Raw genomic sequence first — 23093 nt, forward strand, 5'->3', positions numbered from 1 at the left:
TACCTACTAGTATGTACGCCATGCATGCGATGCAGTACGAAATCACCCTCCCAGGCGACTACGACATGGGCATCATCCGCGAGCGCGTCGCCACGCGCGGGCATCTGCTGGACGACTTCGGCGGCCTCGGGCTGAAGGTCTACGGGATCCGTGAACGCGGCGTCGACGGCTCGACGCTGAACCAGTACTCGCCGTTCTACCTGTGGCACGACGAGGCCGGGATGAACGCGTTCCTGTTCGGCGGCCCGTTCAGCGGCATCGTCGAATCATTCGGGCGTCCCGCCGTGCAGCACTGGACCGTGCTCGGCTTCGAGGAGGGGCCCGCGTTCGGTGCTCCTCCCGTCGCGGCGGGGAAGCACGTCGTGACGATCCCGGCGGAGACCGACCCGGTCGTGTTCCTCGGCGAGGCTCTCGACGGGCTGCGCGAGCATCTACGCCAGGACGGCGCGCATTCGGGCGCGCTGGCCGTCGATCCGCGGACCTGGCAGGTGGTCCGCTACAGCCTGTGGGCCGGCGAGGCTCCGGAGTCGGACGAGGTCCGGTACCGGATCCTCCACCTGTCCTCGCCGCAGCTGGCCGAGCTGCGGCGAGGACGGCAGTGGGATCAGCCGAGCAGTGCGGCGAACAGCGCGCCTGGGTCGGCTTCGGGCGGGCCGGCGGGCCACTGATCCCGGTACGGATACCAGAGCCCGTCCTTGCCCAACCGCACCTGCACCCCGGTTCCGTGGACGGTGCAGTGGTTGCGCTCGACGTCCAGGCCATCGCCGGGATCGTCCACCACCTCGGTGAACGCGGCCCGCGCGCGGCCGATCGCCTGCGACGGCGGTGTCCACACGGTCTCCAGCACCTCGAGACCGGCCCGGCCACCGTGCCACCAGGCGAGCACCGCGCGGTCGAAGTCCTCACCGTTCTCGGCCGGGCGCAGCCTGTCGGCGACCTCCGGGCGAGTGGCGGCGAGGCGGACGGCGTCCTGTTTGCGGGTGAGCTTCGGCTGTGACGTCAGCAGCGCACCGGCCGCCTGTCCCGCGTTGGCGACCAGCAGGGCGAAGGTCTCCGACGGGATATCGGGCGCGCCGGGCACGGTCGGGCCACCGGCGGGAACGAACGCGGCAAGGTCCGGCAAGGGGCCCGGCTCGTCGGCGTAGGCCCGCTCTGCCGGGACGCCGTCGTCCCCCGTGCGCACGAACCGGGGCGCGTTGCGCCGCTGGAGCTCGTCGAGCAGCTCCCGCTCCCCCTTGCCCCGCATCAGCAGCAGCACGAAGGGATCCGCGTCGAGCAGCCACGATGCCTGGAACGACAGCGCCGCGGCATGGCGGCACGGCAGCTCCCAGCCGGGGCAGTCGCAGTCCGGGTCCAGGTCGCCGATGCCGGGCAGGAGATGCACCCCGGCGTCGTCGGCGGCCTCGACGAGGTCGTGCGGCATGTCCCGGTCCAGCAGCGCGGCGAGATGCCCGGCACGGGAGGCGACCCGGTCGAGGAACCGGTCCCATTCGTCCTCGGTCAGTTCCGCGAGACGGACCTCGGTGCGGTACTGGCCTTCCTGGTCGTCGACCACGGCGGCGATCCGGCCAGGACTGACCGTGATCGGGCCGACCCGGCCCCCCGCGGCGTACTTGCGGCCCTGTTTGAGCTGCCGCAGGTCCAGCGCGGTGTCCTCCATCGCGTTGATCCACGCGCGGCCCCACCACGAGCGGGCGAACTGACCGTGGCCGCCCTGTCGCCCGAAGGCGGGGAAGCCGCGGACGCGATCGTCGGGCGTACTCATCGGCGACTCCTCAGCTCGACCAGATCGGCCAGTTCCGCGTCGGTCAGTTCGGTCAGGGCGGCCTCGCCGCCGGCGAGCACAGCGTCGGCGAGCGCGCGTTTCTCCCGCAGCATCGCCGCGATCCGGTCCTCGACCGTGCCCTCGGCGATGAGCCGGTGCACCTGCACCGGCCTGGTCTGCCCGATCCGGTACGCGCGGTCGGTCGCCTGATCCTCCACCGCGGGATTCCACCAGCGGTCGTAGTGCACGACGTGATCGGCGCGGGTCAGGTTGAGCCCGGTCCCCGCCGCCTTGAGCGACAGCAGGAACACCGGCACCTCACCGGCCTGGAACCGGCGCACGAGGTCCTCGCGTTTGGGCACCGGCGTGCCGCCGTGCAGCAGCTGCGTGCCGATCCCGCGCTGCGCGAGATGACGTTCCAGCAGCCGCGCCATGGCCACGTACTGCGTGAACACCAGCACCGCGCCGTCCTCGGCGAGGATCGTGCCCAGCAGTTCGTCGAGCAGTTCGAGTTTGCCCGACCGGCCGTCCAGCACCGCGTCCGACGGTTCCTTGAGGTACTGCGCGGGGTGGTTGCAGATCTGCTTGAGCCCGGTGAGCAGCTTGACGATCCGGCCGCGGCGCGCGATGCCCTCGCTGCCGGCGATGTCGGCCATCAGTTCGCGCACCGTCGCCTCGTACAGGGCCGCCTGCTCGGCCGTGAGCGTCACCGGCCGGTCGGTCTCGGTCTTGGCCGGCAGTTCCGGCGCGATCCCCGGATCGGATTTGCGGCGTCGCAACAGGAACGGGCGGACCAGCCGGGACAGCCGTTCCGCCGCCTCGGGGTCCTTTCCGGACTCGACCGGTTTCGCCCACACACGGCGGAAGTCGGCCATGGTGCCGAGCAGTCCTGGCGTCGTCCAGTCCAGGATCGCCCACAGTTCGGAGAGGTTGTTCTCCACCGGCGTGCCCGTCAGCGCCACCCGCGCCGACGACGTCAGCGTCCGCAACGCCTTCGCTGTGCCGGAGCGGTGATTCTTGACGTGCTGGGCCTCGTCGGCGACCAGCAATCCCCACTGGACACCGCCAAGGGGTTCCGGGTCGACGCGCAGGGTGCCGTAGGTCGTGAGCACGAAGCCGTTCCCGAGTTCTTCGAGCGAGCGTTCGGTGCCGTGGAACCTGCGCACCGGGACGCCGGGAGCGAAGCGGGTGATCTCGCGTTCCCAGTTCCCCAGCAGCGAGGCCGGGCACACGACCAGGGTCGGGCCGTCCGCGCGATGCAGGTGGAGCGAGATCAGCGTGATCGTCTTGCCGAGACCCATGTCGTCGGCGAGACAGCCGCCGAGCCCGATCGACGTCATGGCGGTGAGCCACTGCAGGCCGCGCATCTGGTAGTCGCGCAGGGTCGCGGCCAGACCTCGCGGCGGTGCCTGCGGTTCGGGCGGCGCGAGTAGCCGCTCCCGCAACGCGGCGAGCCAGCCGTCGGTGAGGACGTCCACACGTTCACCGTCGACCTCGGCCGTCCCGCTCAAAGCGGCGCCGAGCGCGTCGATCGGTGTCAGCGGTTTCAGGGCACGGTCCCGTGCCTTCGCCGCCAGCGCCGGATCGACCAGCACCCACTGATCACGCAGCCGCACCACGGGACGGTGCGCCTCGGCCAGCGCGTCCATCTCGGCCGCGGTGAGCGGCGCGCCACCGAGCGCGAGCTGCCAGTCGAACTGCAGCAGCGTGCCACCGGCGAAGAAGGACGGGAGGTCGTCCGGCGGCGCGGCACCGCCGCCGACGACGGCCTTCGCGCTCAGGTCGCGGACGAGACCGGCGGGCCAGTGCACGTCGATACCCGCCGTGGCCAGCAGGGGCGCGGCGGTGGTGAGCAGCTCGGTGATGTCGGTGTCGCCGAGCACGACCTCATCGGGCACCGCTGCGCCGAGCAGGGGTGCCAGCGGTGGCCACAGTTGAGCGGCGCGGCGCAGGGCCAGCATGACGTCGATCCGCGCTCGCGGGCCGAACCGGTCGTCACCCGACCACAGCGCGGCGGCGTCGATCAGGACGCCGGGGTCGGCGAGACTGTGAACCTGGACGACCCCGCTGAAGCGGCCGGTCGTGAAGTCGTCGCCCGGCGCCTCGATCCGCACCGATACCCGGACCCCGGAGTCCAGCCCTGCCGCGACCTCGGCCGCCCAGTCCCGCAGCTGCGGGAGACGGTGGGCGGGTGTCGCGGCGAACGCCTTGACGGCCGCTGCCTGCGCGGCCGCGGGCGTGCGGGGAAGGGTGTCGGCCACGGCATCGAGAAACGCGCGCAGCAACGGATACCGCGCGGGAAGCAGGTTTCCCTCGCCCGGGATCGCTCGTGCCCGGGCCGGCATCGCTTCGGAAAGCTGGCGCAGCCAAACGGCGTCGGCAGGTTCCAGCGGGCCCGCGCGCCAGGCGTCCACATCGGACTCCGTGAGCCCGGGAAGCAGCCTGCCCGCCTCGGCGAGCTTCAACGCCGCCGTGGCCGCTGTGCTCCAGAAGCGCGCGGAGGGATCGTCGCTCTCACGAAGCCCCAGCAGCGCGGGTAGCGCCTCGGTCATCGGGAGCCGTACGCACGGCACCGTGACGATCTCGGGGAGGGCGACTGTCACCTCCCCGGCCCCCGGCGTGTCCCCGTCGGCGTTCCAGAAGACGAATCCGCTGGTCCGAGGAGGATTCTTGGGTTCGAACACAACACTGCCGAAACCGTCGTGAGACGCCACTCAACCCCAATCTCTGTACGGTGTACAGTTCAGAATAACACAACTCTGTACACCGTAGAGAGAACGTGATGACAGACGCGGACCACACCGGCACGGGCGATCCACGGCGGACCATCGAACTGCTCTGGGATGTGCGCGAGAAACCCCGTCGCGGCCCCAAACCGAAGCTCACCGTCGAGGAGATCGTCACCGCCGCGATCGAACTGGCCGACACCGAGGGCATCACCGCGCTGTCGGTCCGCCGGGGCGCGGAGAGGCTCGGCGTCTCCCCCATGACGATCTACACCTACATCCCCGGCCGCGCCGAACTGCTCGACCTGATGATCGACCGGGTCCACGGCGAACTGACCGATCCACCGGAGAGCCACGACTGGCGGGTCACGATGACGATCCTCGCCGAGGACGCCTGGGAGCTGTACCACCGGCATCCATGGATGCTCCAGCTCACCACCGGCCGTCTCCCCCTCGGCCCGCACACCTTCGCCAAACACGAACGCGAACTCAAGGCCGTCGACGCGATCGGGCTCACCGACCTGGAGATGGACGCCGTCGTGGCGATGGTCAACGGATTCGTCCAGGGCATCGCGCGCGGCTCGGTCGAATCGGCGAGTCTCGTGCAGCGATCCGGGCTGACCGACATGGAGTGGTGGACGGCCAGCGCGCCCGTACTGGCGGAGATCCCCGAAGCCGACGCCGGCCTGTTCCCGCTCGCGGCACGGATCGGGCAGGCGGCCGGGGAGACGCACGGTGCGGCGAGCGCGCCGCTGCACACCTTCCGGTTCGGACTGGCGCGGATCCTGGACGGGGTCGAGCAGCTGGTGAACGGCGGCTCCGGTACCTCGGGGGCCGAACTGCCGTCCTGAGCGTGTGAAGGCGCTTTCCTGGCCCTGAATGCCCACAAAGGACCCTATCCGGCAGCTGAGTGCCCCTTTGATGCTTGTACATCCGATTTTTGACCGGGGTCGTGAGTGATTAGGAGGGTCATTGAGGGGTAAGGCAGAGGTGGCAGGTTGCGAAAGCCACTTTGGCAACCTTGAAGGTTGCGAAAGTGGCTTTCGCAACGTCGGGGGCAGGGGTGCGGTAGCGAAGAAGGGGGCCTTCGCTACGCCGGTGCCTTCGCGGAACCCATGGTCGAGATGCGTCCGAAAGCCACTTTCGCGACACCTGAGTGCCCCACGGCCGCGAGCGAAACCCCGCGACCCGACACATCTGCCCTACCCCTCAGCGGTTATGCGACTTTGCCAGGACCCTGACGCCTTAGGTACAGGAAGGGGGCCTTCATGTACTTCAAACCTGGCATCACGCAAGAAGCGCCGCAGGTCCTTGGCTGGCGACCCCGCACTCAGCGCGTGAAGGTCACTTGCCGCGTCGTCGCAGCGAGCGGTACAGCAGCCACAGCCCCAGCGCGACCGGGGTCAGAACCGCTGTGAACAGGATTCCCGCGAACATCCCGTAGCCGTGCGGATCGGAGGACAAGCCGGTCGCGCTGAGCACCGCACGGCCGACGAGCAGCACGATCACCGCGGCGACGCAGGCGAACGCGCCGAGCACCAAGCGCCGGAGCACCGTCCGCGATGTACTTTCCTGCGTGCCCATCTTCGGCTCCGTTGGTCGCGACGTCACTTCGGGTCCGGAGTGCAGACGGTCAGGAACGACTTTCCGTTCTCGCGTTGGACGTCCGACGCGTCCATCCAGCCGCTCCGGCCGAACAGGAAGCTCCCGGACGGATGCTGGGCCGACTCGCGCAGCACCTGGGCGATGTCGGCCTTGGCGCCGTTCGCTTTCGGGCCGTCGACAGCGACGCTGACCGAGCCCGCCTTGGTCCAGTCGTACCCCGCGGGCAGCGGCGTCCGCACCTGGAGCGGGCCACCGGTGTCCTGGGGGGATTCCCCGCCGGTTTTCAGCAGGTCCAGGTGCTCTACCCGTACTCCCGGCCGCGGCGCGGCCCACACCTGTTCCGTGCTCGCCTGGGTGCCGGAGTCGAACGTCAGCCTCAGGCCGGTGACACCCTCGCACGGCGTGCCAGTCCACAGTTTCAGGACGCCGCTCTCCACGCGGAACCCGGCCTCCGGCGGCAGCGACGGCGCGAACTGTGCCTTGGTGTCGCACGCCGCGGTCACCGCCAGCACGAGCAGGGCGGCGCAGGCGACGCGCGAACCCCTAGTGATATCCGCCATCGGAGAGTCCCGCGTCTTCCTCGGTTTCGTTGCCGCCGGTGACCTGCTCCCACACGTAGGAGGCGAGGAAGCCGGCATAGCCTTCGCGCGCCCATTGCTGGGAGTGGCGCTCCTCGTGGTGCAGCAATCGGTCCAAGTCGAGCGAGCCCTGGGACGCGCCGTTGTCGCCCTCGTACCAGGCGTGGCCCGACTTCGCGACCTCTCGGAGTTGCTGTGCCGGATCCTTCGGGTCGTCGATGTTCAGCATGAACGTGTCGCCCCAGGCGGTTCCGCCTTGCTGACTGAACTGGTCCTGGATGAGGTTCCCGCCGAGGCCCATCATCATGCCGTTCGGGGTGGTCGCCAGCCGTCCGCCGTTGCCGTGCACGAAGCCCACGTCGTCGTCGTAGCTCCAGGAGTTCTCCCGTTGCCGGTCGGTGATCCGCCGCAGTTCCTCGGATCCGTACGGGGTCGGCGCGAAGTCGGTCTTCTCGCCTTCGGTGCCGTAGTCGGTGCCCGCGTTCATGATGTAGGTCATCCGCACCGCCTTGGCGGCGTCGTCCCCGGAGATGTCGGTCGGCATCAGGAAGTACGACTTGAAGGTCCCGTCGCCGTCCTCGTCCTCGCGGATCTCTTCCATGCCGTCGAGGACCTTGAAATCCTCGGGCGTGATGTCGTGTTCGTCGGCGATCTTCTTGATGGTGTCGATCGAGACGCCCCGGCGTACGGCGTTCTCGAGCCACTGCCGGTAGTGGCCGGACGCGGGCGGCCCGCTCAGCAGACCTGCTTCGCGCAGGGACTGCTCCATCTCGACCACTTTGGCGTCGATCTCCCCGCCCTTTTTGGCCCCGGCCAGGGTGGTCGCTCCGTGATCGCTGATCTCGCCGTCCTGCGCGAGTCGCATCACTCTGGCGAGGGCTGCGTCGATGTTGTTCGCCGCCGTGAGGATCGCCTTGGTTTCCTGCTCCAGCTGCTTCCTGATGGTCTCGCGGTGCCGTCGGGCCTCGGCGTACTCTTCGGCCTCGAACCGGGACTTCGGCGGCGGGTCGGCGGGCTTGTCGTCCACGATCGCGCCGTCGGCGGCGATGCGGAACTGGTAGGTGCCGGCGAGGGAGTCGTTGTTTGCGACCCTGGTCTTGAGCGCGGACACCTCGTCCGACGCGTTCTGCAGGGCATTTTCGACGGCGGACAGTCCCGCGATCAGGATCTCGGCCTTGTTCCGCGTATCGCCCAGCGAACCGCGTGCGCGCTCGCCGGCGGGGCCGTGCCAATCGGGCAGTTTCCTGGCGTCGTCGAGTTCGTCCTGCAGCCCGATGAGTTTGTCCCGCCGCCCACTCAGGTTGGTGGCTGTCGCCTCGAGCGCATCTGCGTCCCATTTGCGGACGTCGTCGTAGCCGACCGTCATCTCCCGAAAGCCTCCTCCGCCGACTTCTCGTTCTCGGAGTACGTGTTCGCGGCCGTCGTGATCGATTCGCTCCAGCGGTCGATTTCGCCGGCCCATCCCTTCGCGCGCTCGGTGAACGTCGACGCCAGCGTTGGCGCGTTCTTCGCGGCCTCGCCACCTGGCAATGCCGTCGCGATCGCGTCCAGGCCGCTGCCCGGTTCCACGGCCCTGGCCTGGTCCGCGGCGGATCCCGCCGCCTTGGCCGCAGTCCGCAGCTGACCGATCTCGACCTCGTATCCGCTCACAGCCCGTGGCCCCCAACCCTGGATAGGTCAGCGGGACTCTACTTGAGCTCGGACGCCTCCACAGGCGATTCGAGCGAAGGGGTGGCCGCTTCTTCGACGACCGGAGGCCGGGCGAGTTCGGCCAGCTGACGTACGACGTCGTCGTATCGCGTCTGATCCGCGGCGGCACGGGCCTGTGCACGATCGAGTTCCTCGGCGAGGGCCGTCGCCCGGGCTTCGGCGAGGCTGCGGGCCGTGTGTTCCTGGGCGAGCTCGGCGCGGGTGCGGTCCAGATCTCCACGCAGAGCGGCGGATTCCTCGCGGGCGGCGGCACAGTCCTTTTCGGACACCGTTGCCCTGGCCTTCGCCTCGTCGAGCCGGTCCAGCAAGGATTCGAGTTCGGCCACCGCCCGCGCCAGCGCCGTGTCCCGCTCGCCGAGCTCGGCTGTCAGCCGGGTTTTCTCCGCCCGGACGGCCGCGAAGTCCTCGCGCAGCGTCCGGAGATCGGAGACCAGCGCGTCGCGGGCGCGTTCGGCCGCCACGGTCGCGGCTTCCGCGGCGCCCCGGGCGCGTTCGTGAGCGGCGACCTCGGTCCATGAACGCTGGCGGGTCTCCTCCGCGTCCTTCATGGCCTGTTCGGCGGCGCGTTCCGCTTTGGCCTTGGCCATCTTGTCGTCCCGGGACGCGGCCAGCGCGGTCGCGCGCGCCGTGTCGGCCTTCGCCGCCGCCTGCTGCGCGTCTTCGGCCTCGCGGCGGGCCGTGGCCGCGTCGGTTTCGGCTTCGGTGACCCGCCCCAGGGCCGCCTCGGCGGCGTTGTCGAACCGCGAGCGCATCGCGTCCAGCAGTTCCACGAGTGACGCCGCGGCAGGGGTGAACTCGTCGGCGATCCGGCGGACCTCGAGCAGCGGGTCGGCCACGCTCGCCACCGCGGCCGCCCGCCGGGCGCGCGACGCGGCGTCGGCGTGCGTCTTACTGCAGTAGGCGGAGGGCCTGCCGCCCTTGCGTTTCCCTTCGGCGTCCACCGCGGGCGGGGGCAGAGGGTTCTCGCAGCCTTCCAGCGCGCACAGCCGGACCTCGTCGGCGTCCGTATCGATCACCGCAGCAGGGTAGCGCTGCCCCGCGGGGCGGGAAGCGAGGCAACGCCGGGAAAACAGTTGATCCCGCCGATTAGGGTCGACCGCATGCGTGCCCTGTTCACCTTCGTCGGCGGCAACGGCCACTTCCGGCCGCTCCTGCCGATCGCCCGCGCGCTCGCCGACGCGGGCCACACGATCGCGTTCACCGGCGAGCCTTTGATGGTCCCGATCGTCGAGGCGGCCGGTTTCACCGCGTTCCCGTCGGGCCCGAACTTCGGCAGCGACGGCTCCCGCCGCCCGTTGCTCCCCGTCGACAGGGACCGTGAGGACGCCGACCTGCGCGACGGTTTCGTCCGCCGCGCCGCACCCCTTCGGGCCGCCGACGTCCAGGCGCTCTGCGCGGACTGGGCACCGGATCTGCTCGTCTGCGACGAAGCCGATCACGGTGCGATGATCGCCGCCGAGAAGCTCGGTCTCCCCCACGCGACCGTCCTGATCATGGCGGCGGGCGCCCTCATCCGACCCGACCTTGTCGACGACGCGCTCAACGAGGTCCGGGCCGCCCACGGGCTTTCCCCGCAGTGGAACCTCGAAATGGCCTACCGCCATCTCGTGCTCTCACCGGTCCCCGCGAGTTTCCGCGATCCCCGGTTCCCGCTCCCCCCGACCGCACAGCCCTTCCACAGTCCCGTTCCCGGTCGTGGTCCGGCGCCGGACTGGCACGTCGAGAGCCGCCCGGCGCTCTACTTCACCCTCGGCACGATCTTCAACACCGAATCCGGCGACCTGTTCGCCCGGGCGCTGGCCGGGCTGCGGGAGGTCGAGGCGACGTGTGTGGTGACCGTCGGGAACCTCATCGATCCCGCCGAATTCGGCCGCCAGCCGGAGCATATCCATCTCGCGAAGTACCTGCCGCAGGACGACATCCTCCCGTACTGCGACGCGGCGCTCACCCACGGCGGCTCGGGCAGCCTGCTGGGCGCGATCGCCCACGGGCTCCCGATGGTGGTGCTGCCGATGGGCGCCGACCAGCCCCACAACGCCGACCGTGTCACCGAACTCGGGCTCGGCACGGTCCTCGACGTCATCGCCGCGACGCCGGAGGACATCCGCGACGCCGTGACCACGGTGCTGAGGGAACCGTCCTATCGGGTCACGGCCACGCGGTTGCGGGACGAGGTCACCGCGTACCCGCCGCCGGAGAAGGCCGTTCCGCTGTTGGAAGGGCTGCTCCGGTGACCACCGACCTCGACGCCGCGATCACCCGGGCGTTCCGTGAAGAGTCGGGGCAGGTGATCGCCACCCTGATCCGGGTCACCGGCGACTGGGATCTGGCCGAGGAATGTGCCCAGGAGGCGTTCGCGCTCGCGTTGCGCACCTGGCCCCGCGACGGTGTCCCGGCGAAACCCGGCGCCTGGCTGACCACGGCGGCACGTCACCGGGCCACCGACCGGATCCGGCGAGAGGCGGTCGGCGCCGAGAAACTGCGCGAAGCCGCCGAACTGAACGCGACCCCGGAGCCGGAACGGGACGAGAGCGGTGTCCACGACGACAGGCTCCGGCTGATCTTCACCTGCTGCCACCCCGCGCTGCCGATGGAGGGCCAGGTCGCGCTCGCGTTGCGGACCCTGGCCGGGCTCACCACCGCCGAGATCGCCCGCGCCTTCCTGGTCTCCGAGGCGACGATGTCGCAGCGCCTGGTCCGGGTGAAACGGAAGATCCGCACCGCGGGCATCCCGTACCGGGTCCCGCCCGCGGAGCTGCTGCCCGAACGCACGGCCGCGGTGCTGGGGATGCTGTACCTGCTGTTCAACGAGGGCTACTCGGCCAGCGCCGGCACCGATCTGCTGCGGCCCGACCTGTCCGCGGAGGCGATCCGGCTCGCTCGGCTCCTTGCCGGTCTGATGCCCGGCGAGCCGGAGGTCCTCGGCCTGCTGGCCTTGCTGCTCCTGCACGATGCCCGCCGGGCCACGCGGGTCGACGATGACGGCACCCTCGTCTCGCTCGAAGACCAGGACCGCGGCCGCTGGAACTCCACCGAGATCGCCGAGGGCACCGAACTGCTGGAAACCGCGCTCCGCCGCGGCGTCCCGGGGCAATATCAGATCCAGGCCGCCATCGCCGCCTGTCACGCGACGGCGGCCCGCGCCTCCGACACCGACTGGGCGCAGATCGCGGGCCTCTACCGGGAACTGGCGCGTTTCGTGCCCTCGCCGGTCGTCGAGCTGAACCGGGCGGTGGCCGTCGCGATGGCCGAAGGGCCGGAGGCCGGACTCGAACTGGTCGAGAAGCTCACCGGCAGTCTCCCTGGCTACCACCTGCTTCCCGCGACCCGCGCGGATCTGCTCCGGCGTCTGGACCGGTTCGGGGAAGCCGCCGTCGCCTACCGCGAGGCACTCGCGCTCGCCGTCACCGACGCCGAGCGCGCCTATCTCTCGGGAAAACTCGCCGAAATCTCCTGACTCCGGGGTGTCTGTCCCGGGCGACGCCGTTCGTCGGTGGGGCGACAAGTCCCGAAAGAGGAAGGGGCCACCTCATGGCCGTTCTCGACGTCCCCGGCGCCCGGCTCCACCACACCGTCACCGGCAGCGGCCCCACGCTGTTGTGCATTCCGGGTGGCGCAGCGGATTCCGCCATGTTCACGCCGATCGCCGGCCTGCTCGCGGAGCACTACACGGTGATCACCTACGACCCGCGGGGGATCTCCCACAGCACCCTCGACGATCCCGACGAGCAGCAACGCATCGAGGTCCACGCCGACGACGTGCTGCGCCTGCTCGACAGCGTGAGCGAGCAACCCGCGATGATCTTCGCGTCCAGCGGCGGTTGCATGCAGGCGTTCGAGCTCGTCACCCACCATCCCGGGCGGGTGCGGACGCTTGTGGCGCACGAACCGCCGCTGACGAGCCTGCTGGCCGAGCAGCCCGACATCGATCCCGACGAGCTGCTGCACATCCACCGCGAGCACGGCATCGAGGCGGCGATGGGGAAGTTCATGGCCGATGCCGGTTTCGAGGCGGGCGGGGAGGCCCTCCCGCCGGAGATGCGGAAGAACATGGAGTTCTTCGTCGTGCACCTGATGAAGATGATCGGGGACTTCACCCCGGACTACGCGGCGCTGAAGGCGTCGGGGACCCGGATCGTCGTCGGTGTCGGCAAGGAATCGGCCGGGCAGCCCGCACACGAGGCCGCGGTGCTCGCCGCCGGCCGTCTCGGGGTGGAACCGGCCTACTTCCCCGGTGACCATGGTGGTTTCGCCGCGGAGGCCGCCGCGTTCGCTCCGCTGCTCCGGGAGATCCTCGGCGTCTGAGCGTCGGTCCCAAGTGCTATGAAAGGTCCTTTCCTTGCAAAATTTGCCAGGAAAGGACCTTTCATAGCGCGTGTGTGGCAGCGGATCAGGCGCGGACGTGCACGATAAGCCCGCCGACCAGAGCACCGAAGCCACCGATCGCGGCCAAGGTCCGGACCAGGTTCCATCGTTCCCAGACGCCCTCGAACTTGGCCCGCAACGCCTCGAAGTCGGTGTTGTCGCCGTCGTAACCGGCTTCGAGCGCGTTGTTCAGCGGCACGTTGAGCGCCATGGTCACGATCAGCATCACCAGCAGCAGGACGAATCCCGCGATGATCCATGGCAGCGCGGACCGCAGTTCCGACCGGAAGTGCAGCGCCGCCGCCACCGCGGCGAGCAGTGGCGCACCGCCGAAACTCAGCGCGAACCAGCCGTTGAGGATCGCGACGTTGATCTCCCGCATCCCGGTCACGTACGTCCGGGCGTCGGCCCGCGCGAGCCCCGGCATGACCGAGCACGTGTAGGCGTAGAACAAGCCCGCGATCAACCCCGCCGTGATGACGGCCGCGATCAGGACGATCTCGCTCAGCGTCGCCATTCCTGTCGCCTCCCTTCCGATTCCCGCTCTTCTCATCGATTCCAGATCCCGGTGGCCGCGGCTTTCGCGGCGTAGTCGGAGAAGTCCCTCGCGGGCCTGCCCAGCACCTTCTCGACATCGCCGGTGAGTGACTCGTTGCGGCCGTCGAGGACTCGGGTGAACAGGTCGGTCAGGCCTTCGATCTCCTCCTCCGGCACGCCCTGCTCGGCCGCTCCCGCGGCGAACTCCGCGGCGGAAACCGGAATGTACTGGACGTCTCGCCCCGAAGCCTTGCCGATTTCCGCCGCCGCGTCCGCGAAACCCAGCAACCGGGGCCCCGTCAGCTCGTACACCTGGCCGCCGTGTCCGTCGGTGGTCAGCGCCGCCACGACGACGTCGACGATGTCCTCGACGTCGATGAACGGTTCGGTCACCTGCCCCGCGGGGAGCACGATCTCGCCGGCGAGCACCGGTTCCAGCAGGAAGTGCTCGCTGAAGTTCTGCGCGAACCAGCTGGACCGCACGACCGTCCACTCGGCACCGGAGTCCCGCACACCCTGTTCGCTGACCACGGCTTCCTCTTCGCCGCGGCCGGACAGCAGGACCAGCCGCCGGACGCCGTGATCCACCGCCAGCTTCGAGAAGTCGCGGATCGCCTCGGCGGCACCGGGGAAGGCGAGGTCGGGGTAGTAGGTGAGGTAGGCCGCGCCGATTCCGGTGACCGCGGCGGTCCAGGTCGATCGGTCGTCCCAGTCGAAGGTCGGCCGCGAGGCCTTCCGGACCTCGATCCCCTGCTCGGTCAGCCGCTGCGCCACGCGGCTCCCGGTCTTGCCGGTAGCGCCGAGGACCAGGACCGTCTCGTTGTTCTTCGTCTCTGTCATGCACTTAGTCAAGCGGCTCAAGATGAGACGGAACATAGTTCAGAGGCTCTGTTCCATGTTTTATCGTCTACACTTCCCGGCATGGATCCCCTCGCTGGTCTACTCGACGGACCCCGTGCCCGCGGCGCTTTCCTGCTGAAGTCCGTCATGACCCCGCCGTGGTCGCTGCGCGTCGAGGACGAGGCACCGCTGACGGTGATGGCGCAGGTTCGCGGCGACTCCTGGGTCGTTCCCGATCACGGCGAAGCCGTCCGCCTCGGCACCGGCGACATCGCCATCGCCCGCGGTCCGGACCCGTATCTCGTCGCGGACGACCCGGCAACGCCGCCACAGGCGATGATCCTGCCGGGACAGGAATGCCTGGCCCCGGACGGACAGCACCTGACCGAGCTGTCCGATCTCGGCGTCCGCACCTGGGGCAGCGATCCGGACGGTCCTGTCGTGCTGCTCACCGGCACCTATCCACTGGAAGGCGAGATCAGCAAACGGCTCCTCAACGCGCTGCCGTCCTTGCTGGTCGTGCGGGACGAGGAATGGGAGAACCCGCTCGTGCCGCTGCTCGCCGGGGAGATCGTCAAGGACACGCCTGGTCAGGAAGCCGTCCTGGACCGGGTGCTCGATCTGCTCCTGGTCGCCGCGCTGCGGACCTGGTTCGACCGGCCCGGCGCCGCTGCGCCCGCCTGGTATCGCGCGCACAGCGACCCCGTCGTCGGGCGTGCGCTGAAACTGCTGCAGCACAAGCCTTCCGAACCGTGGACCGTGGCGAGTCTCGCCGCCGACACCGGAGTTTCCCGCGCCGCGTTCGCCCGCCGGTTCACCGCCGCCGTGGGCGAACCGCCGATGACCTACCTCGCGAGCTGGCGGATCGCGCTCGCCGCGGACCTCCTGCGCCAGCACCCCGACGTCACGATCGGCGCGGTCGCCCGGCAGGTCGGCTACGGCAGTTCGTTCGCGCTCAGCACCGCGTTCAAACGCGAACACGGGGTCAGCCCGCAGGGTTACCGCACCGGGGCCGCGTAGCGCTCGACCAGTTCCGCGCCGATCCGCACGAGTTCCTCCTGGACCGACGGCGGTCCCAGTACCTCGATCATCGAGCCCCAGCCCGCGAGCTGCTGGGCGATCATCCACGCCACCGGCGCCGACACCGTCACCCGCACGCGCCCGTCGTCGAGCGTCTCCTCGACGTGTGCCTGCCGTCCGAAGTGGTCCTGGAGGATCGGCAGATGCCGCTCGGCGATGAGCACGGTCGCGTCCAGTCCCGAACGCCGTTGCTCGACCCGGTCGACGATCTGCTCCCATGCCCGGGAAAGCTCGAAGTCGTCCGGACGCCCGGCGGGCAGGTCGCTGACCTCGGCGTCGGACATGCGGTCGACGCGAAAGGTGCGCTGGCCCTTGTCGGTACCCGCAATGAGGTACCAGATGTCGTCCTTGTCCACGAGCCCCCACGGATCGACGACCCGCTCGACCGGATCCGCGCCCTTTTTCGCGTAGCCGAACCGGACTTTGCGACGCCGGACGATCCCGGCCTGCAGCAGGGTGAGCAGTTCGGGTCGTTCCTTCTCGCGCTCGCCCCACCGGGACGGGTCGATGACGACGGCGTCCGCGGCGGCCTGCGCGTCGGCGCGGAACGTGTCGGGCAAGGCCCGGACCAGCTTCCGCAGCGCGGATTTGACCTCGGGCGAGATCGACGCGGCCGGACCAGCGAGCAGGAACAACGCCTGCGCCTCCGACGCGGACAGTCCACTGAGGTCGGTCCGCGCGCCGCCGATCAGCGACCAGCCACCGCCCCGGCCGGGTTGCGGATACACCGGCACGCCGGCCGCGGACAGCGCTTCGAGGTCACGCCGGGCGGTGGCGACCGAGATTTCGAGTTCGGCCGCCAGTTCGGAAGCCGTGACGCGGCCGCGGGCCTGCATCAGCAGGAGGGTGGCCACCAGGCGATCGGCACGCATGGGCCCAGTCTCGCAGGCAAACCGCTCACCTCGTGAACACTTTCGGCGCACCGCGGCTTGACCCTCACATCGATGTGAGGCCTTACGGTCGCCGCACCCGACTCAGAAGGAGAAGCACATGGCAGGCGCAGTCGTCGTCGGCGCGGGACCGGGCATCGGCCGCTCGGTCGCCCTCCGGTTCGCCAAGGAAGGGTTGCCGATCGCTCTGATCGCCCGCAGCGCGGCGACACTCGACCCCTTGGCCACCGAGATCGGGACCGCTCTGGCCCTCACCGCCGACGTCACCGACGCGAAGTCCCTCAAAACCGTCCTCGACACCGCCGCACGCGAGCACGGCGAGCCTGACGTCGTGGTCTACAACGCGGCGATCATCCAGGCCGACGCCCCCGGAGAGCTTTCCGTCGAACGGCATCTCGCGGCGTGGTCGGTCAACGTCGTCGGAGCGATCACCACCGCGGCCCATGTCGCGCCGGGGATGGCCGAGCGTGGTTCGGGCACGATCATCCTGACCGGCGGGATGCCCGAAGCCGTGCCCGCGTACACGAGCCTCTCGCTCGGGAAAGCGGGCGTGAGAGCGTTGGTTTCCCTGCTGGACACGGAATTCGGCCCTTCGGGAGTGCACGTCGCCACGGTGACCGTCGCCGGACCCGTCGCGAAAGGGACCCCGTTCGACCCCGACGACATCGCCGAGCACTACTGGCGGTTGCACACCCAGCCACGAGACGCCTGGCAACAAGAAGTCGTCCACAAAGGATAGAAGGACTACCAGTGCGTGGGGTGGGAGAGAGACGCCGGCAGCTTCGTCGTCGCGTCGCCCTTCGCCGCGTCCAGCTGCGACTGGATGAGGAAGAGGGTGTCGCGCAGATCGGCGCCGCGGATGTCGGCGTCGCGAAGGTCCGCCCCGGTGACGTCGGCCTGCCGGAGATCGGCTCCCCGCAGGTCCGCACCGATCAGGTACGCCCCGCGCAGCAGCGCGCCACGCAGGTTCGCGCCCTTGAGCTTCGCACCGATGAGGTCGGCACCGCGCCGGTCCTTCTTCTTGCCGGGTACCTCGGCGCGGGCGAGTTCGCTCGCGCGCACCAACAGTCCGTTCACCCCGCCCCGATGTGTCTGGACGTCCAGCGTCCGCAGCACCCCAGGCGTCTCCAGCGTCATCCGCTCCGTCCGGTCGATCATCTCGGCCAGGTCGTCACGGATCGGCGCGGACGTCGGCAGTGAAGCCGCCTCGGTGAGGTAGTAGAGCAGTTCCTGCAGATCCCGCACGACCGGGAAGACCGCGAACATCTTCCTCGCCGTCTTCGGCGCTTTTCGCCAGTCCTCGCCATCGAAGGTGACCTGGGAGACCTTCTGGCCCGCGCCGAAGCAGTCGTAGACCGTGCAGCCGGTGAAGCCCTTATCGCGGAGCTTGTCGTGGATGCCGCACCGGGAATCCTCATGCAGGTTCGGGCACGCCTGTCCCGCCGGTTTGGTGATCGCGAAGTCGGCCGACGCCGCGAAGGCCGGGACGACACAGCACAGGCCGAAGCAGTTCTCGCAGTCGGCTCGCAGGCTGGAAAGGGCTGGCACGGTGGTTCGGGCTCCAGATGCTCGGCAGGGTGTTCCGTCCCAGGGTACGGAGGGGCCGAGATGCACTTTCCGTGCAGGGCACCCGCCGCCAATGGCCGCCAGACGAAGGTGGGGTGCTGCCCCGTTCAGTCGATATCGGGCAGGTCGAACGCTCAATAACCTCGATCTTCGTGGGCTTCGGCAGGTGCCGTCCCATGCGGTCGAGTTGGACCGTTTCCGCCGCTGTGGTCTTGACCGGCCGGTCCCCTGCGAACGACAGGACGAACACATGCGAGAGACGAGACAAGCCCGTTGGCTGTCCCGTGCCGGAATGGCGAGCGCGGTCGCAGTGGCGATCAGCGTGACCGCCGCGCCCGCGCAAGCCGCCGAAGGACAGATCCTCGCCGCCGGATCCGCCGAAGCGATCCCGAACAGCTACATCGTCACCCTCAAGGACACCGGCGTCGTGGGCGCACTGGCGAACCGCTTCGGCGCGAAGGTGGAGCAGGTCTACAGCAGCTCGCTCAACGGTTTCTCGGCGACGCTGTCGGAACGGCAGGCCAAGCGGCTCGCCGCCGACCCCTCGGTGGCGTCCGTCGAGCAGAACCAGGTCGTCCGCGCGGACGCGACCCAGACCAACCCGCCGTCCTGGGGCCTCGACCGCGTCGACCAGCGCAACCTTCCGCTCGACAAGAAATACAGCTACACCAGCACCGGCGCGGGGGTGAACGTCTACGTCCTCGACACCGGCGTGCGGATCAGCCACCAGACCTTCGGCGGCCGCGCCCGCAACGGGTACGACTTCGTCGACAACGACGCCGTCGCGCAGGACGGCAACGGTCACGGCACCCACGTCGCCGGCACCATCGCCGGTTCGCAGTACGGCATCGCCAAGGCCGCCACGGTCTACGGCGTCCGCGTGCTCAACAACTCCGGCAGCGGCACCACCGCCGGCGTCATCGCGGGCATCGACTGGGTCACCAAGAACCACGTCAAACCGGCCGCGGCCAACATGAGCCTCGGTGGCGGCGCCTCCACCACCCTCGACGACGCCGTCCGCCGGTCGATCGCCGCGGGCGTCACCTACGGCGTTGCCGCCGGGAATTCCAACTCGGACGCCTCGGGCTTCTCCCCCGCCCGCGTGACCCAGGCGATCACCGTCGGCTCGGCCACCAACACCGACGCGCGCGCCAACTCCTCCAACTACGGCAGCCTGGTGGACATCTTCGCGCCGGGTACCGGAATCACGTCGTCGTGGCACACCAGCGACACCGCGACCAACACGATCAGCGGCACTTCGATGGCGACTCCGCACGTGGTCGGCGTCGCGGCCCGCTTCCTGCAGAACAACAAGACCGCCACCCCCGCGCAGGTGGCGACCGCGCTGATCAACGCGGCGACTCCCGGCAAGGTGACCAATCCGGGCTCCGGTTCCGCGAACCGGCTCCTGTACTGGGCGCCAACCGCCTGATCACCCTCCCCGCGCGTGCCAGGAAAGGACCGTTCCTTGCAAAATTTGCAAGGAACGGTCCTTTCCTGGCGTCGTCGGCGGCTACAGCACCTTGCGGATACTGGGCACCACAGCCGCGAGTCCGGCGGCGTTCGGGTGCAGCGGGGCGAAGCTGTTGTTCACCACCGAAGGGATGAGCCCTTCGATCCATTTGACGCCGATCGGCCGGCACGCGTCGTGACCGATGCTCGGCGTCCGGATGTCGACGTATTTCGCGCCGTGCGCGGCGGACTGCTCGGCCATCCGCGCGTTGAGCCGGTCGATGCTGGCCTGGATGTAATCGGCGTCCTGCGGCAGGACCGGGACCAGCGGCCAGCAGCCGCCGGATTTGATCCCGGTCGGGTAGCCGACCATGACGATCTCGGCCCGCGGCGCGCGCTGGCGGATCTGTTCGATGACCGTTCCGTAGGTCGCGGCGAAGGCGTCGATCTTGGTCGCGTACTTGTCCACCCCGCCCGTGGTGTTGGCGGCCTTGCACGAGGCGCCCACGGGAAGCAGGTTCACACACGACGTCGCGAGCCCGACCAGCCCGATGTCGTTGCCGCCGATCCCGACGGTCACCAGGGTCGTGTCGGCCGAGAGCGCGTCGTACTGCGGCGGGTTGGTGCCGGAGATGATGCCCTTCTGCGGGTTGGTGAAATGGGAGGTGGTCGCGGCGCCGCAGGTGACGTCACGGAGTTCGTCGACATCGATCTGTTTCGCGAGCAGACCGGCGTAGTTGATCGCGGATCGGGCGCAGGTGAGCAGATCGGACTGCGGCAGGACCACGGAGCCCGCCGAGAACGAGTCGCCCATTGCGACGTACACCTGGCGTTCCGCCGCGGCGAGTGCCGGTGTCCCGATTCCGACGAGGGTCAGTGCGGTGCCCGCCACCGCGGCGATCCGGGCGAGTCTTCCCCAGCGCGTACGTGTCACTGCCGCCTCCTGCATGCGTCGTCGAATGCTGCGGGTCAGCGTCCGCTGAACAGGGGAAGACCACTAGAACGGAGGCGCGCGTTCTTGATCGGAGTTTTGTAGGTTCCCTCTATGACGAAGGCGCCGGCACAGCCATGGCGCAGGCTGGACGCCTCGGTGCTGACCCGGTTGGAGCCGGACACCGCCGCGATCGCGTCCGCCGCGATGGATCAGGTCCGCGCCGGGCTGCGGACCCCGCTGGACGACCGGACGGCGGCGAACCTCCAAGTCACCCTCGACGTCGCCCTGCACGCCTTCTTCAGCGAGATCGGCCATCCCGACACCACCACCGATCGCCAGGTCTACCGGGCGCAGGGCCGGGCCCAGCACACCGCCGGCCGGAGCCTCGAGGAGATGCTCGGCTTCTACCAGTCTGCGGCGCTGGGGGTCTGGCGGCAGCTCACCTCGGCGGCACCGGCCGTGGACCTGCCGACCCAGGCGATCGTCGAACTCGGCGAGGCGCTTTTCGCCTTCATCGCGGAACTCTCGGCCGCGGCCGCCGACGGGTACGCCGAAGCGCGGTCACAGGCCGCGAGGGCCGGGCAGGCGCGGCGGGACCGGCTCCTCGGCCTCCTCCTCGCAGAACCGGCCGCCGCCAGGGACGTGCTCGACGACGCCGCGAGCCAGGCCGCGTGGATACTGCCCGGCCGTCTCGTCATCGCCGTCACCAGTGCCGATGCCGCCCCGCAGCTGCTGGACCGGATGCCGGGGCGGGTGCTGATCGGCCGTCACCACGACCTGACCGCCGTGGTCATGCCCGCCGACCGGCTCGAGTGGTACCTCGGCCGGTTGCGGGACCTGCTCGGCGACGACCAGGCCGGGGTGGGGCCGGTCGTGCCGCTTCACTTCGCCGCGCTCAGCGCCCGCCGGGCGAGCGCGCTGTGGCGGCTGACCCGCACCGGCGCCCTCGGCGGCGACCCCCTCGTCCACACCACCGATCACCGCATCGACCTGCTGCTCACCGCCGATCCCGAACTCGCCGCCGAGTTCTCGAAGGAGGTCCTCGCCCCGCTGGCCGGTCTGCCCGAACCGGCGAGGCAACGGCTCACCGCGACCCTCGCGGCGTGGCTCGCGCGGCCGGATCAGCCCCAGGCGATCGGTGTCGAACTGCACGTCCACGTCCAGACCGTCCGGTATCGCATCCGGCAGTTGCGGACGCTGTTCGGCGGCACGATCGACGATCCGGCAGGCCGGTTCGCGCTGGCGATCGCACTGAGGATCGACCCACTGGTATCGAGGGAACCTACAAAGCGCTCAGAGCGGGACGTCCATCCGCTGCGTCCCGACGACCGATAGCAGCCGCAACGCGTTCTCCGACGGCGTGCCAGGGTCGGCGGTGTAGATCAGGACCTGCTGGTCGCGGTCGCTGATGTCGAGGACGTCGCAGTTGACGCTGACCGGGCCCACCACCGGATGCCGGAAGGTCTTGCACAGGGTCGGCGCGGCACAGACGTCGTGCGCGGCCCACAACCGGGCGAATTCCTCGCTGCCGTCGAGGAGTTCCCGGATCAGCCCGGTGACCTCGGGATCGTCGGGATAGCGGCCGGCGGTGGCCCGGAGATTCCGGACCGCGCTCGCCGAGAACTCGTCGGCGTCGGACACCCCGTACAGCCGGCGTCCCTCCGGGCGGGGCCCGAGGAATGCGCGGCGCAGAAGGTTGCGGTCACGCTGTGGCAGGGCGGAGAAGTCCTCCATCAGGGCCGCGGCTAGGTCGTTCCAAGCGAGCACGTCGTAAGTCGCCGAGAGCACGATCGCCGCCGCCTGCGGAAGGCGGTGCAACAGCGCGAGAATGCTCGGCCGGACCTCCCGGGACGGGCCTGGTGGTGGCCCCGGCGGCGCGCCTGCCAGGTGATGCAGGTGATCGCGTTCCGCGTCCGACAGCCGTAGCGCCCTGGTCAGCCCGGCCAGCACCTCACGAGAAGGCCGGGGACCGCGGGCCTGCTCCAGCCGTGTGTAGTACTCGGTCGAGATGAACGCCAGCTGAGCCACCTCCTCGCGGCGCAGGCCCGGCGTGCGGCGGCGTGGCCCGGCGGGAAGGCCGACGTCAGCCGGAGCGATCCGCTCGCGCCTGCTGCGCAGGAAGTCCGCCAGTTGTCCTCTGTCCACCACTCCAGTGTGGACGATGCCGGTACGCGAGCCAGGTACCGCCGATGCCTGGATAGCCACCGAGAGCGGGTGAAGTCTCGGTGCCATGACCACGACAACAACTTTTTCGGGCCTGCTGGACGGCAAGGTCGCCTTCGTCACCGGCGCCGGCCGCGGTATCGGTGCCGCCGCCGCGCGGCTGTTCGCCAGGGAGGGCGCGCGTGTCGTGCTCGCCGCCCGCACCGAGTCCCAGCTCAAGGCCGTAGCCGAGGAGATCCGCGCGGAGGGCGGCGCCGCGGACCACGTGGTGTGCGACCTCGGCGACGCTTCGAGCGTCCGCGCGGCCGTCGACCGCGCGGTGGAACTGCACGGCAGGCTCGACGTCGCCTTCAACAACGGCGCGACGAACGTGCCGCCCGGCCCGATGGACCAGGTCACCGAAGCCGACTTCGACCGCATCTACGCGGTGAACCTCAAGGGCCCGTGGCTGGCGATGGTCGCCGAGATCGAGGCGATCCGGGCCACCGCGAAGACCGGGGCCATCGTCAACAACACCAGTGTCGGCAGCCTGATGGCCAACCCGGAACTCCCCGCGTACGGCGCGATGAAACGCGGCGTCAACAGCCTCACCGCTTCAGCGGCCGCCACCTACGGCCCGGAGGGGATCCGGATCAACGCCGTCGCACCCGGCACGACGATGACCGAGATGTTCACCGAGTGGGTCGAGAGTTCGCCGGGCATCCTCGACCGGCTCAACGCGAGCACTCCGCTGGGTCGGGTGGCCGAGCCCGAGGAGGTCGCCCAGGCCGCGGCGTGGCTGCTGAGTGACCGCGCCTCCTATGTGACCGGCACGGTCCTGCGGGTGGACGGCGGCATGCTGTCCTGAGCGGGTGGCGGGGTGGGTGATGCGCGGGAACCGGT

General features: G+C 69.8%; 23 protein-coding genes. 10 read left to right on the top strand and 13 right to left on the bottom strand.

Annotated elements, in window-relative coordinates:
* Positions 1–20: 20 nt before the first annotated feature.
* Positions 21–668, top strand: a complete 648-nt coding sequence (locus tag DL990_RS33670; protein ID WP_125801131.1) for a DUF4865 family protein — start codon at positions 21–23, stop codon at positions 666–668.
* On the opposite strand, the gene DL990_RS33675 is transcribed toward DL990_RS33670, so the two are convergent.
* On the bottom strand, positions 605–1765 hold the full coding sequence (locus DL990_RS33675; RefSeq protein ID WP_125801132.1) for an SWIM zinc finger family protein: 1161 nt from the start codon (positions 1763–1765) through the stop codon (positions 605–607). The genes DL990_RS33670 and DL990_RS33675 overlap by 64 nt on opposite strands.
* Positions 1762–4479, bottom strand: a complete 2718-nt coding sequence (locus tag DL990_RS33680; RefSeq protein WP_125801133.1) for a DEAD/DEAH box helicase — start codon at positions 4477–4479, stop codon at positions 1762–1764. Before DL990_RS33680 ends, DL990_RS33675 begins: the two co-directional genes overlap by 4 nt.
* A 68-nt stretch (positions 4480–4547) precedes the next feature.
* Here DL990_RS33680 and DL990_RS33685 point away from each other — a divergent pair, with 68 nt between their 5' ends.
* Positions 4548–5342: a TetR/AcrR family transcriptional regulator gene (locus DL990_RS33685; protein WP_125801134.1), complete on the top strand. Its 795-nt coding sequence runs from the start codon at positions 4548–4550 to the stop codon at positions 5340–5342.
* 493 nt (positions 5343–5835) lie between these two features.
* On the opposite strand, the gene DL990_RS33695 is transcribed toward DL990_RS33685, so the two are convergent.
* Genes DL990_RS33695 through DL990_RS33715 form a run of 5 tightly spaced genes read right to left on the bottom strand, consistent with a single transcriptional unit; the run spans position 5836 to position 9400 of the window.
* Positions 5836–6075, bottom strand: coding sequence for a hypothetical protein (locus DL990_RS33695; RefSeq protein WP_125801136.1), 240 nt, complete (start codon positions 6073–6075; stop codon positions 5836–5838).
* 23 nt (positions 6076–6098) lie between these two features.
* Complete coding sequence (locus DL990_RS33700; protein ID WP_125801137.1) at positions 6099–6656, bottom strand: hypothetical protein; 558 nt, start codon at positions 6654–6656, stop codon at positions 6099–6101.
* Positions 6640–8040, bottom strand: coding sequence for a WXG100 family type VII secretion target (locus DL990_RS33705; RefSeq protein ID WP_125801138.1), 1401 nt, complete (start codon positions 8038–8040; stop codon positions 6640–6642). The genes DL990_RS33700 and DL990_RS33705 overlap by 17 nt, the downstream gene beginning before the upstream one ends.
* Entirely contained in the window at positions 8037–8324 is a 288-nt protein-coding gene (locus tag DL990_RS33710) for a hypothetical protein (protein ID WP_125787848.1), read from the bottom strand. The genes DL990_RS33705 and DL990_RS33710 overlap by 4 nt, the downstream gene beginning before the upstream one ends.
* Before the next feature lie 38 nt (positions 8325–8362).
* The gene (locus tag DL990_RS33715) at positions 8363–9400 is read right to left on the bottom strand and encodes a hypothetical protein (RefSeq protein WP_125801139.1); all 1038 of its coding nucleotides are present in this window, start codon (positions 9398–9400) and stop codon (positions 8363–8365) included.
* Between the two features lie 84 nt (positions 9401–9484).
* Here DL990_RS33715 and DL990_RS33720 point away from each other — a divergent pair, with 84 nt between their 5' ends.
* From DL990_RS33720 to DL990_RS33730, 3 genes are all read left to right on the top strand, one after another.
* On the top strand, positions 9485–10618 hold the full coding sequence (locus DL990_RS33720; RefSeq protein WP_125801140.1) for a glycosyltransferase: 1134 nt from the start codon (positions 9485–9487) through the stop codon (positions 10616–10618).
* On the top strand, positions 10615–11841 hold the full coding sequence (locus DL990_RS33725; protein ID WP_125801141.1) for an RNA polymerase sigma factor: 1227 nt from the start codon (positions 10615–10617) through the stop codon (positions 11839–11841). The genes DL990_RS33720 and DL990_RS33725 overlap by 4 nt, the downstream gene beginning before the upstream one ends.
* 74 nt (positions 11842–11915) lie before the next feature.
* On the top strand, positions 11916–12689 hold the full coding sequence (locus tag DL990_RS33730; protein WP_125801142.1) for an alpha/beta fold hydrolase: 774 nt from the start codon (positions 11916–11918) through the stop codon (positions 12687–12689).
* 85 nt (positions 12690–12774) lie between these two features.
* Here DL990_RS33730 and DL990_RS33735 read toward each other — a convergent pair whose 3' ends face one another.
* Together DL990_RS33735 and DL990_RS33740 are read right to left on the bottom strand one after the other, a co-directional pair.
* Entirely contained in the window at positions 12775–13266 is a 492-nt protein-coding gene (locus DL990_RS33735; protein WP_125787843.1) for a DUF1772 domain-containing protein, read from the bottom strand.
* A gap of 32 nt (positions 13267–13298) precedes the next feature.
* Positions 13299–14126: an NmrA family transcriptional regulator gene (locus DL990_RS33740; protein ID WP_125801143.1), complete on the bottom strand. Its 828-nt coding sequence runs from the start codon at positions 14124–14126 to the stop codon at positions 13299–13301.
* Between the two features lie 81 nt (positions 14127–14207).
* On the opposite strand from DL990_RS33740, the gene DL990_RS33745 reads away from it, so the two are divergent.
* Positions 14208–15146, top strand: coding sequence for an AraC family transcriptional regulator (locus tag DL990_RS33745; RefSeq protein ID WP_125787841.1), 939 nt, complete (start codon positions 14208–14210; stop codon positions 15144–15146).
* On the opposite strand, the gene DL990_RS33750 is transcribed toward DL990_RS33745, so the two are convergent.
* Positions 15125–16078 carry a YafY family protein gene (locus tag DL990_RS33750; RefSeq protein WP_125801144.1) on the bottom strand — a complete coding sequence of 318 codons (954 nt, stop codon included), beginning with the start codon at positions 16076–16078 and terminating at the stop codon, positions 15125–15127. The two genes, DL990_RS33745 and DL990_RS33750, sit on opposite strands and share 22 nt — an antisense overlap.
* Before the next feature lie 118 nt (positions 16079–16196).
* On the opposite strand from DL990_RS33750, the gene DL990_RS33755 reads away from it, so the two are divergent.
* Entirely contained in the window at positions 16197–16835 is a 639-nt protein-coding gene (locus DL990_RS33755) for an SDR family NAD(P)-dependent oxidoreductase (RefSeq protein ID WP_125801145.1), read from the top strand.
* A gap of 5 nt (positions 16836–16840) precedes the next feature.
* On the opposite strand, the gene DL990_RS33760 is transcribed toward DL990_RS33755, so the two are convergent.
* Complete coding sequence (locus tag DL990_RS33760) at positions 16841–17644, bottom strand: pentapeptide repeat-containing protein (RefSeq protein WP_125801146.1); 804 nt, start codon at positions 17642–17644, stop codon at positions 16841–16843.
* 268 nt (positions 17645–17912) lie between these two features.
* Between DL990_RS33760 and DL990_RS33765 the strand changes: the two genes are divergently transcribed.
* Positions 17913–19094 carry a S8 family peptidase gene (locus DL990_RS33765; RefSeq protein ID WP_370451387.1) on the top strand — a complete coding sequence of 394 codons (1182 nt, stop codon included), beginning with the start codon at positions 17913–17915 and terminating at the stop codon, positions 19092–19094.
* A gap of 81 nt (positions 19095–19175) precedes the next feature.
* Here DL990_RS33765 and DL990_RS33770 read toward each other — a convergent pair whose 3' ends face one another.
* On the bottom strand, positions 19176–20006 hold the full coding sequence (locus DL990_RS33770) for an SGNH/GDSL hydrolase family protein (protein ID WP_125801256.1): 831 nt from the start codon (positions 20004–20006) through the stop codon (positions 19176–19178).
* Positions 20007–20159: 153 nt separating this feature from the next.
* On the opposite strand from DL990_RS33770, the gene DL990_RS33775 reads away from it, so the two are divergent.
* Positions 20160–21383, top strand: a complete 1224-nt coding sequence (locus DL990_RS33775; RefSeq protein WP_125801147.1) for a helix-turn-helix domain-containing protein — start codon at positions 20160–20162, stop codon at positions 21381–21383.
* Here the strand turns inward: DL990_RS33775 and DL990_RS33780 are convergent.
* Positions 21342–22193: a helix-turn-helix transcriptional regulator gene (locus DL990_RS33780; protein ID WP_125801148.1), complete on the bottom strand. Its 852-nt coding sequence runs from the start codon at positions 22191–22193 to the stop codon at positions 21342–21344. The two genes, DL990_RS33775 and DL990_RS33780, sit on opposite strands and share 42 nt — an antisense overlap.
* An 85-nt stretch (positions 22194–22278) precedes the next feature.
* Here DL990_RS33780 and DL990_RS33785 point away from each other — a divergent pair, with 85 nt between their 5' ends.
* A complete protein-coding gene (locus tag DL990_RS33785) occupies positions 22279–23058 on the top strand; it encodes an SDR family NAD(P)-dependent oxidoreductase (protein ID WP_125801149.1) in 780 nt (259 codons plus the stop codon).
* Positions 23059–23093: the final 35 nt, after the last annotated feature.

It is taken from the genome of Amycolatopsis sp. WAC 01416, assembly GCF_003947485.1.
In the GTDB taxonomy this organism is placed as follows: domain Bacteria; phylum Actinomycetota; class Actinomycetes; order Mycobacteriales; family Pseudonocardiaceae; genus Amycolatopsis.

What these genes read in the sequence shown, in the direction of transcription:
- DL990_RS33755 (WP_125801145.1), top strand. Translation starts at nt 16,197, where the DNA reads ATGGCAGGCGCAGTCGTCGTCGGCGCGGGACCGGGCATCGGCCGCTCG.
- DL990_RS33735 (WP_125787843.1), bottom strand. Translation starts at nt 13,266, where the DNA reads ATGGCGACGCTGAGCGAGATCGTCCTGATCGCGGCCGTCATCACGGCG.
- DL990_RS33785 (WP_125801149.1), top strand. Translation starts at nt 22,279, where the DNA reads ATGACCACGACAACAACTTTTTCGGGCCTGCTGGACGGCAAGGTCGCC.
- DL990_RS33765 (WP_370451387.1), top strand. Translation starts at nt 17,913, where the DNA reads ATGCGAGAGACGAGACAAGCCCGTTGGCTGTCCCGTGCCGGAATGGCG.
- DL990_RS33675 (WP_125801132.1), bottom strand. Translation starts at nt 1,765, where the DNA reads ATGAGTACGCCCGACGATCGCGTCCGCGGCTTCCCCGCCTTCGGGCGA.
- DL990_RS33745 (WP_125787841.1), top strand. Translation starts at nt 14,208, where the DNA reads ATGGATCCCCTCGCTGGTCTACTCGACGGACCCCGTGCCCGCGGCGCT.
- DL990_RS33775 (WP_125801147.1), top strand. Translation starts at nt 20,160, where the DNA reads ATGACGAAGGCGCCGGCACAGCCATGGCGCAGGCTGGACGCCTCGGTG.
- DL990_RS33695 (WP_125801136.1), bottom strand. Translation starts at nt 6,075, where the DNA reads ATGGGCACGCAGGAAAGTACATCGCGGACGGTGCTCCGGCGCTTGGTG.
- DL990_RS33730 (WP_125801142.1), top strand. Translation starts at nt 11,916, where the DNA reads ATGGCCGTTCTCGACGTCCCCGGCGCCCGGCTCCACCACACCGTCACC.
- DL990_RS33670 (WP_125801131.1), top strand. Translation starts at nt 21, where the DNA reads ATGCATGCGATGCAGTACGAAATCACCCTCCCAGGCGACTACGACATG.
- DL990_RS33720 (WP_125801140.1), top strand. Translation starts at nt 9,485, where the DNA reads ATGCGTGCCCTGTTCACCTTCGTCGGCGGCAACGGCCACTTCCGGCCG.
- DL990_RS33750 (WP_125801144.1), bottom strand. Translation starts at nt 16,078, where the DNA reads ATGCGTGCCGATCGCCTGGTGGCCACCCTCCTGCTGATGCAGGCCCGC.
- DL990_RS33740 (WP_125801143.1), bottom strand. Translation starts at nt 14,126, where the DNA reads ATGACAGAGACGAAGAACAACGAGACGGTCCTGGTCCTCGGCGCTACC.
- DL990_RS33700 (WP_125801137.1), bottom strand. Translation starts at nt 6,656, where the DNA reads ATGGCGGATATCACTAGGGGTTCGCGCGTCGCCTGCGCCGCCCTGCTC.
- DL990_RS33705 (WP_125801138.1), bottom strand. Translation starts at nt 8,040, where the DNA reads ATGACGGTCGGCTACGACGACGTCCGCAAATGGGACGCAGATGCGCTC.
- DL990_RS33685 (WP_125801134.1), top strand. Translation starts at nt 4,548, where the DNA reads ATGACAGACGCGGACCACACCGGCACGGGCGATCCACGGCGGACCATC.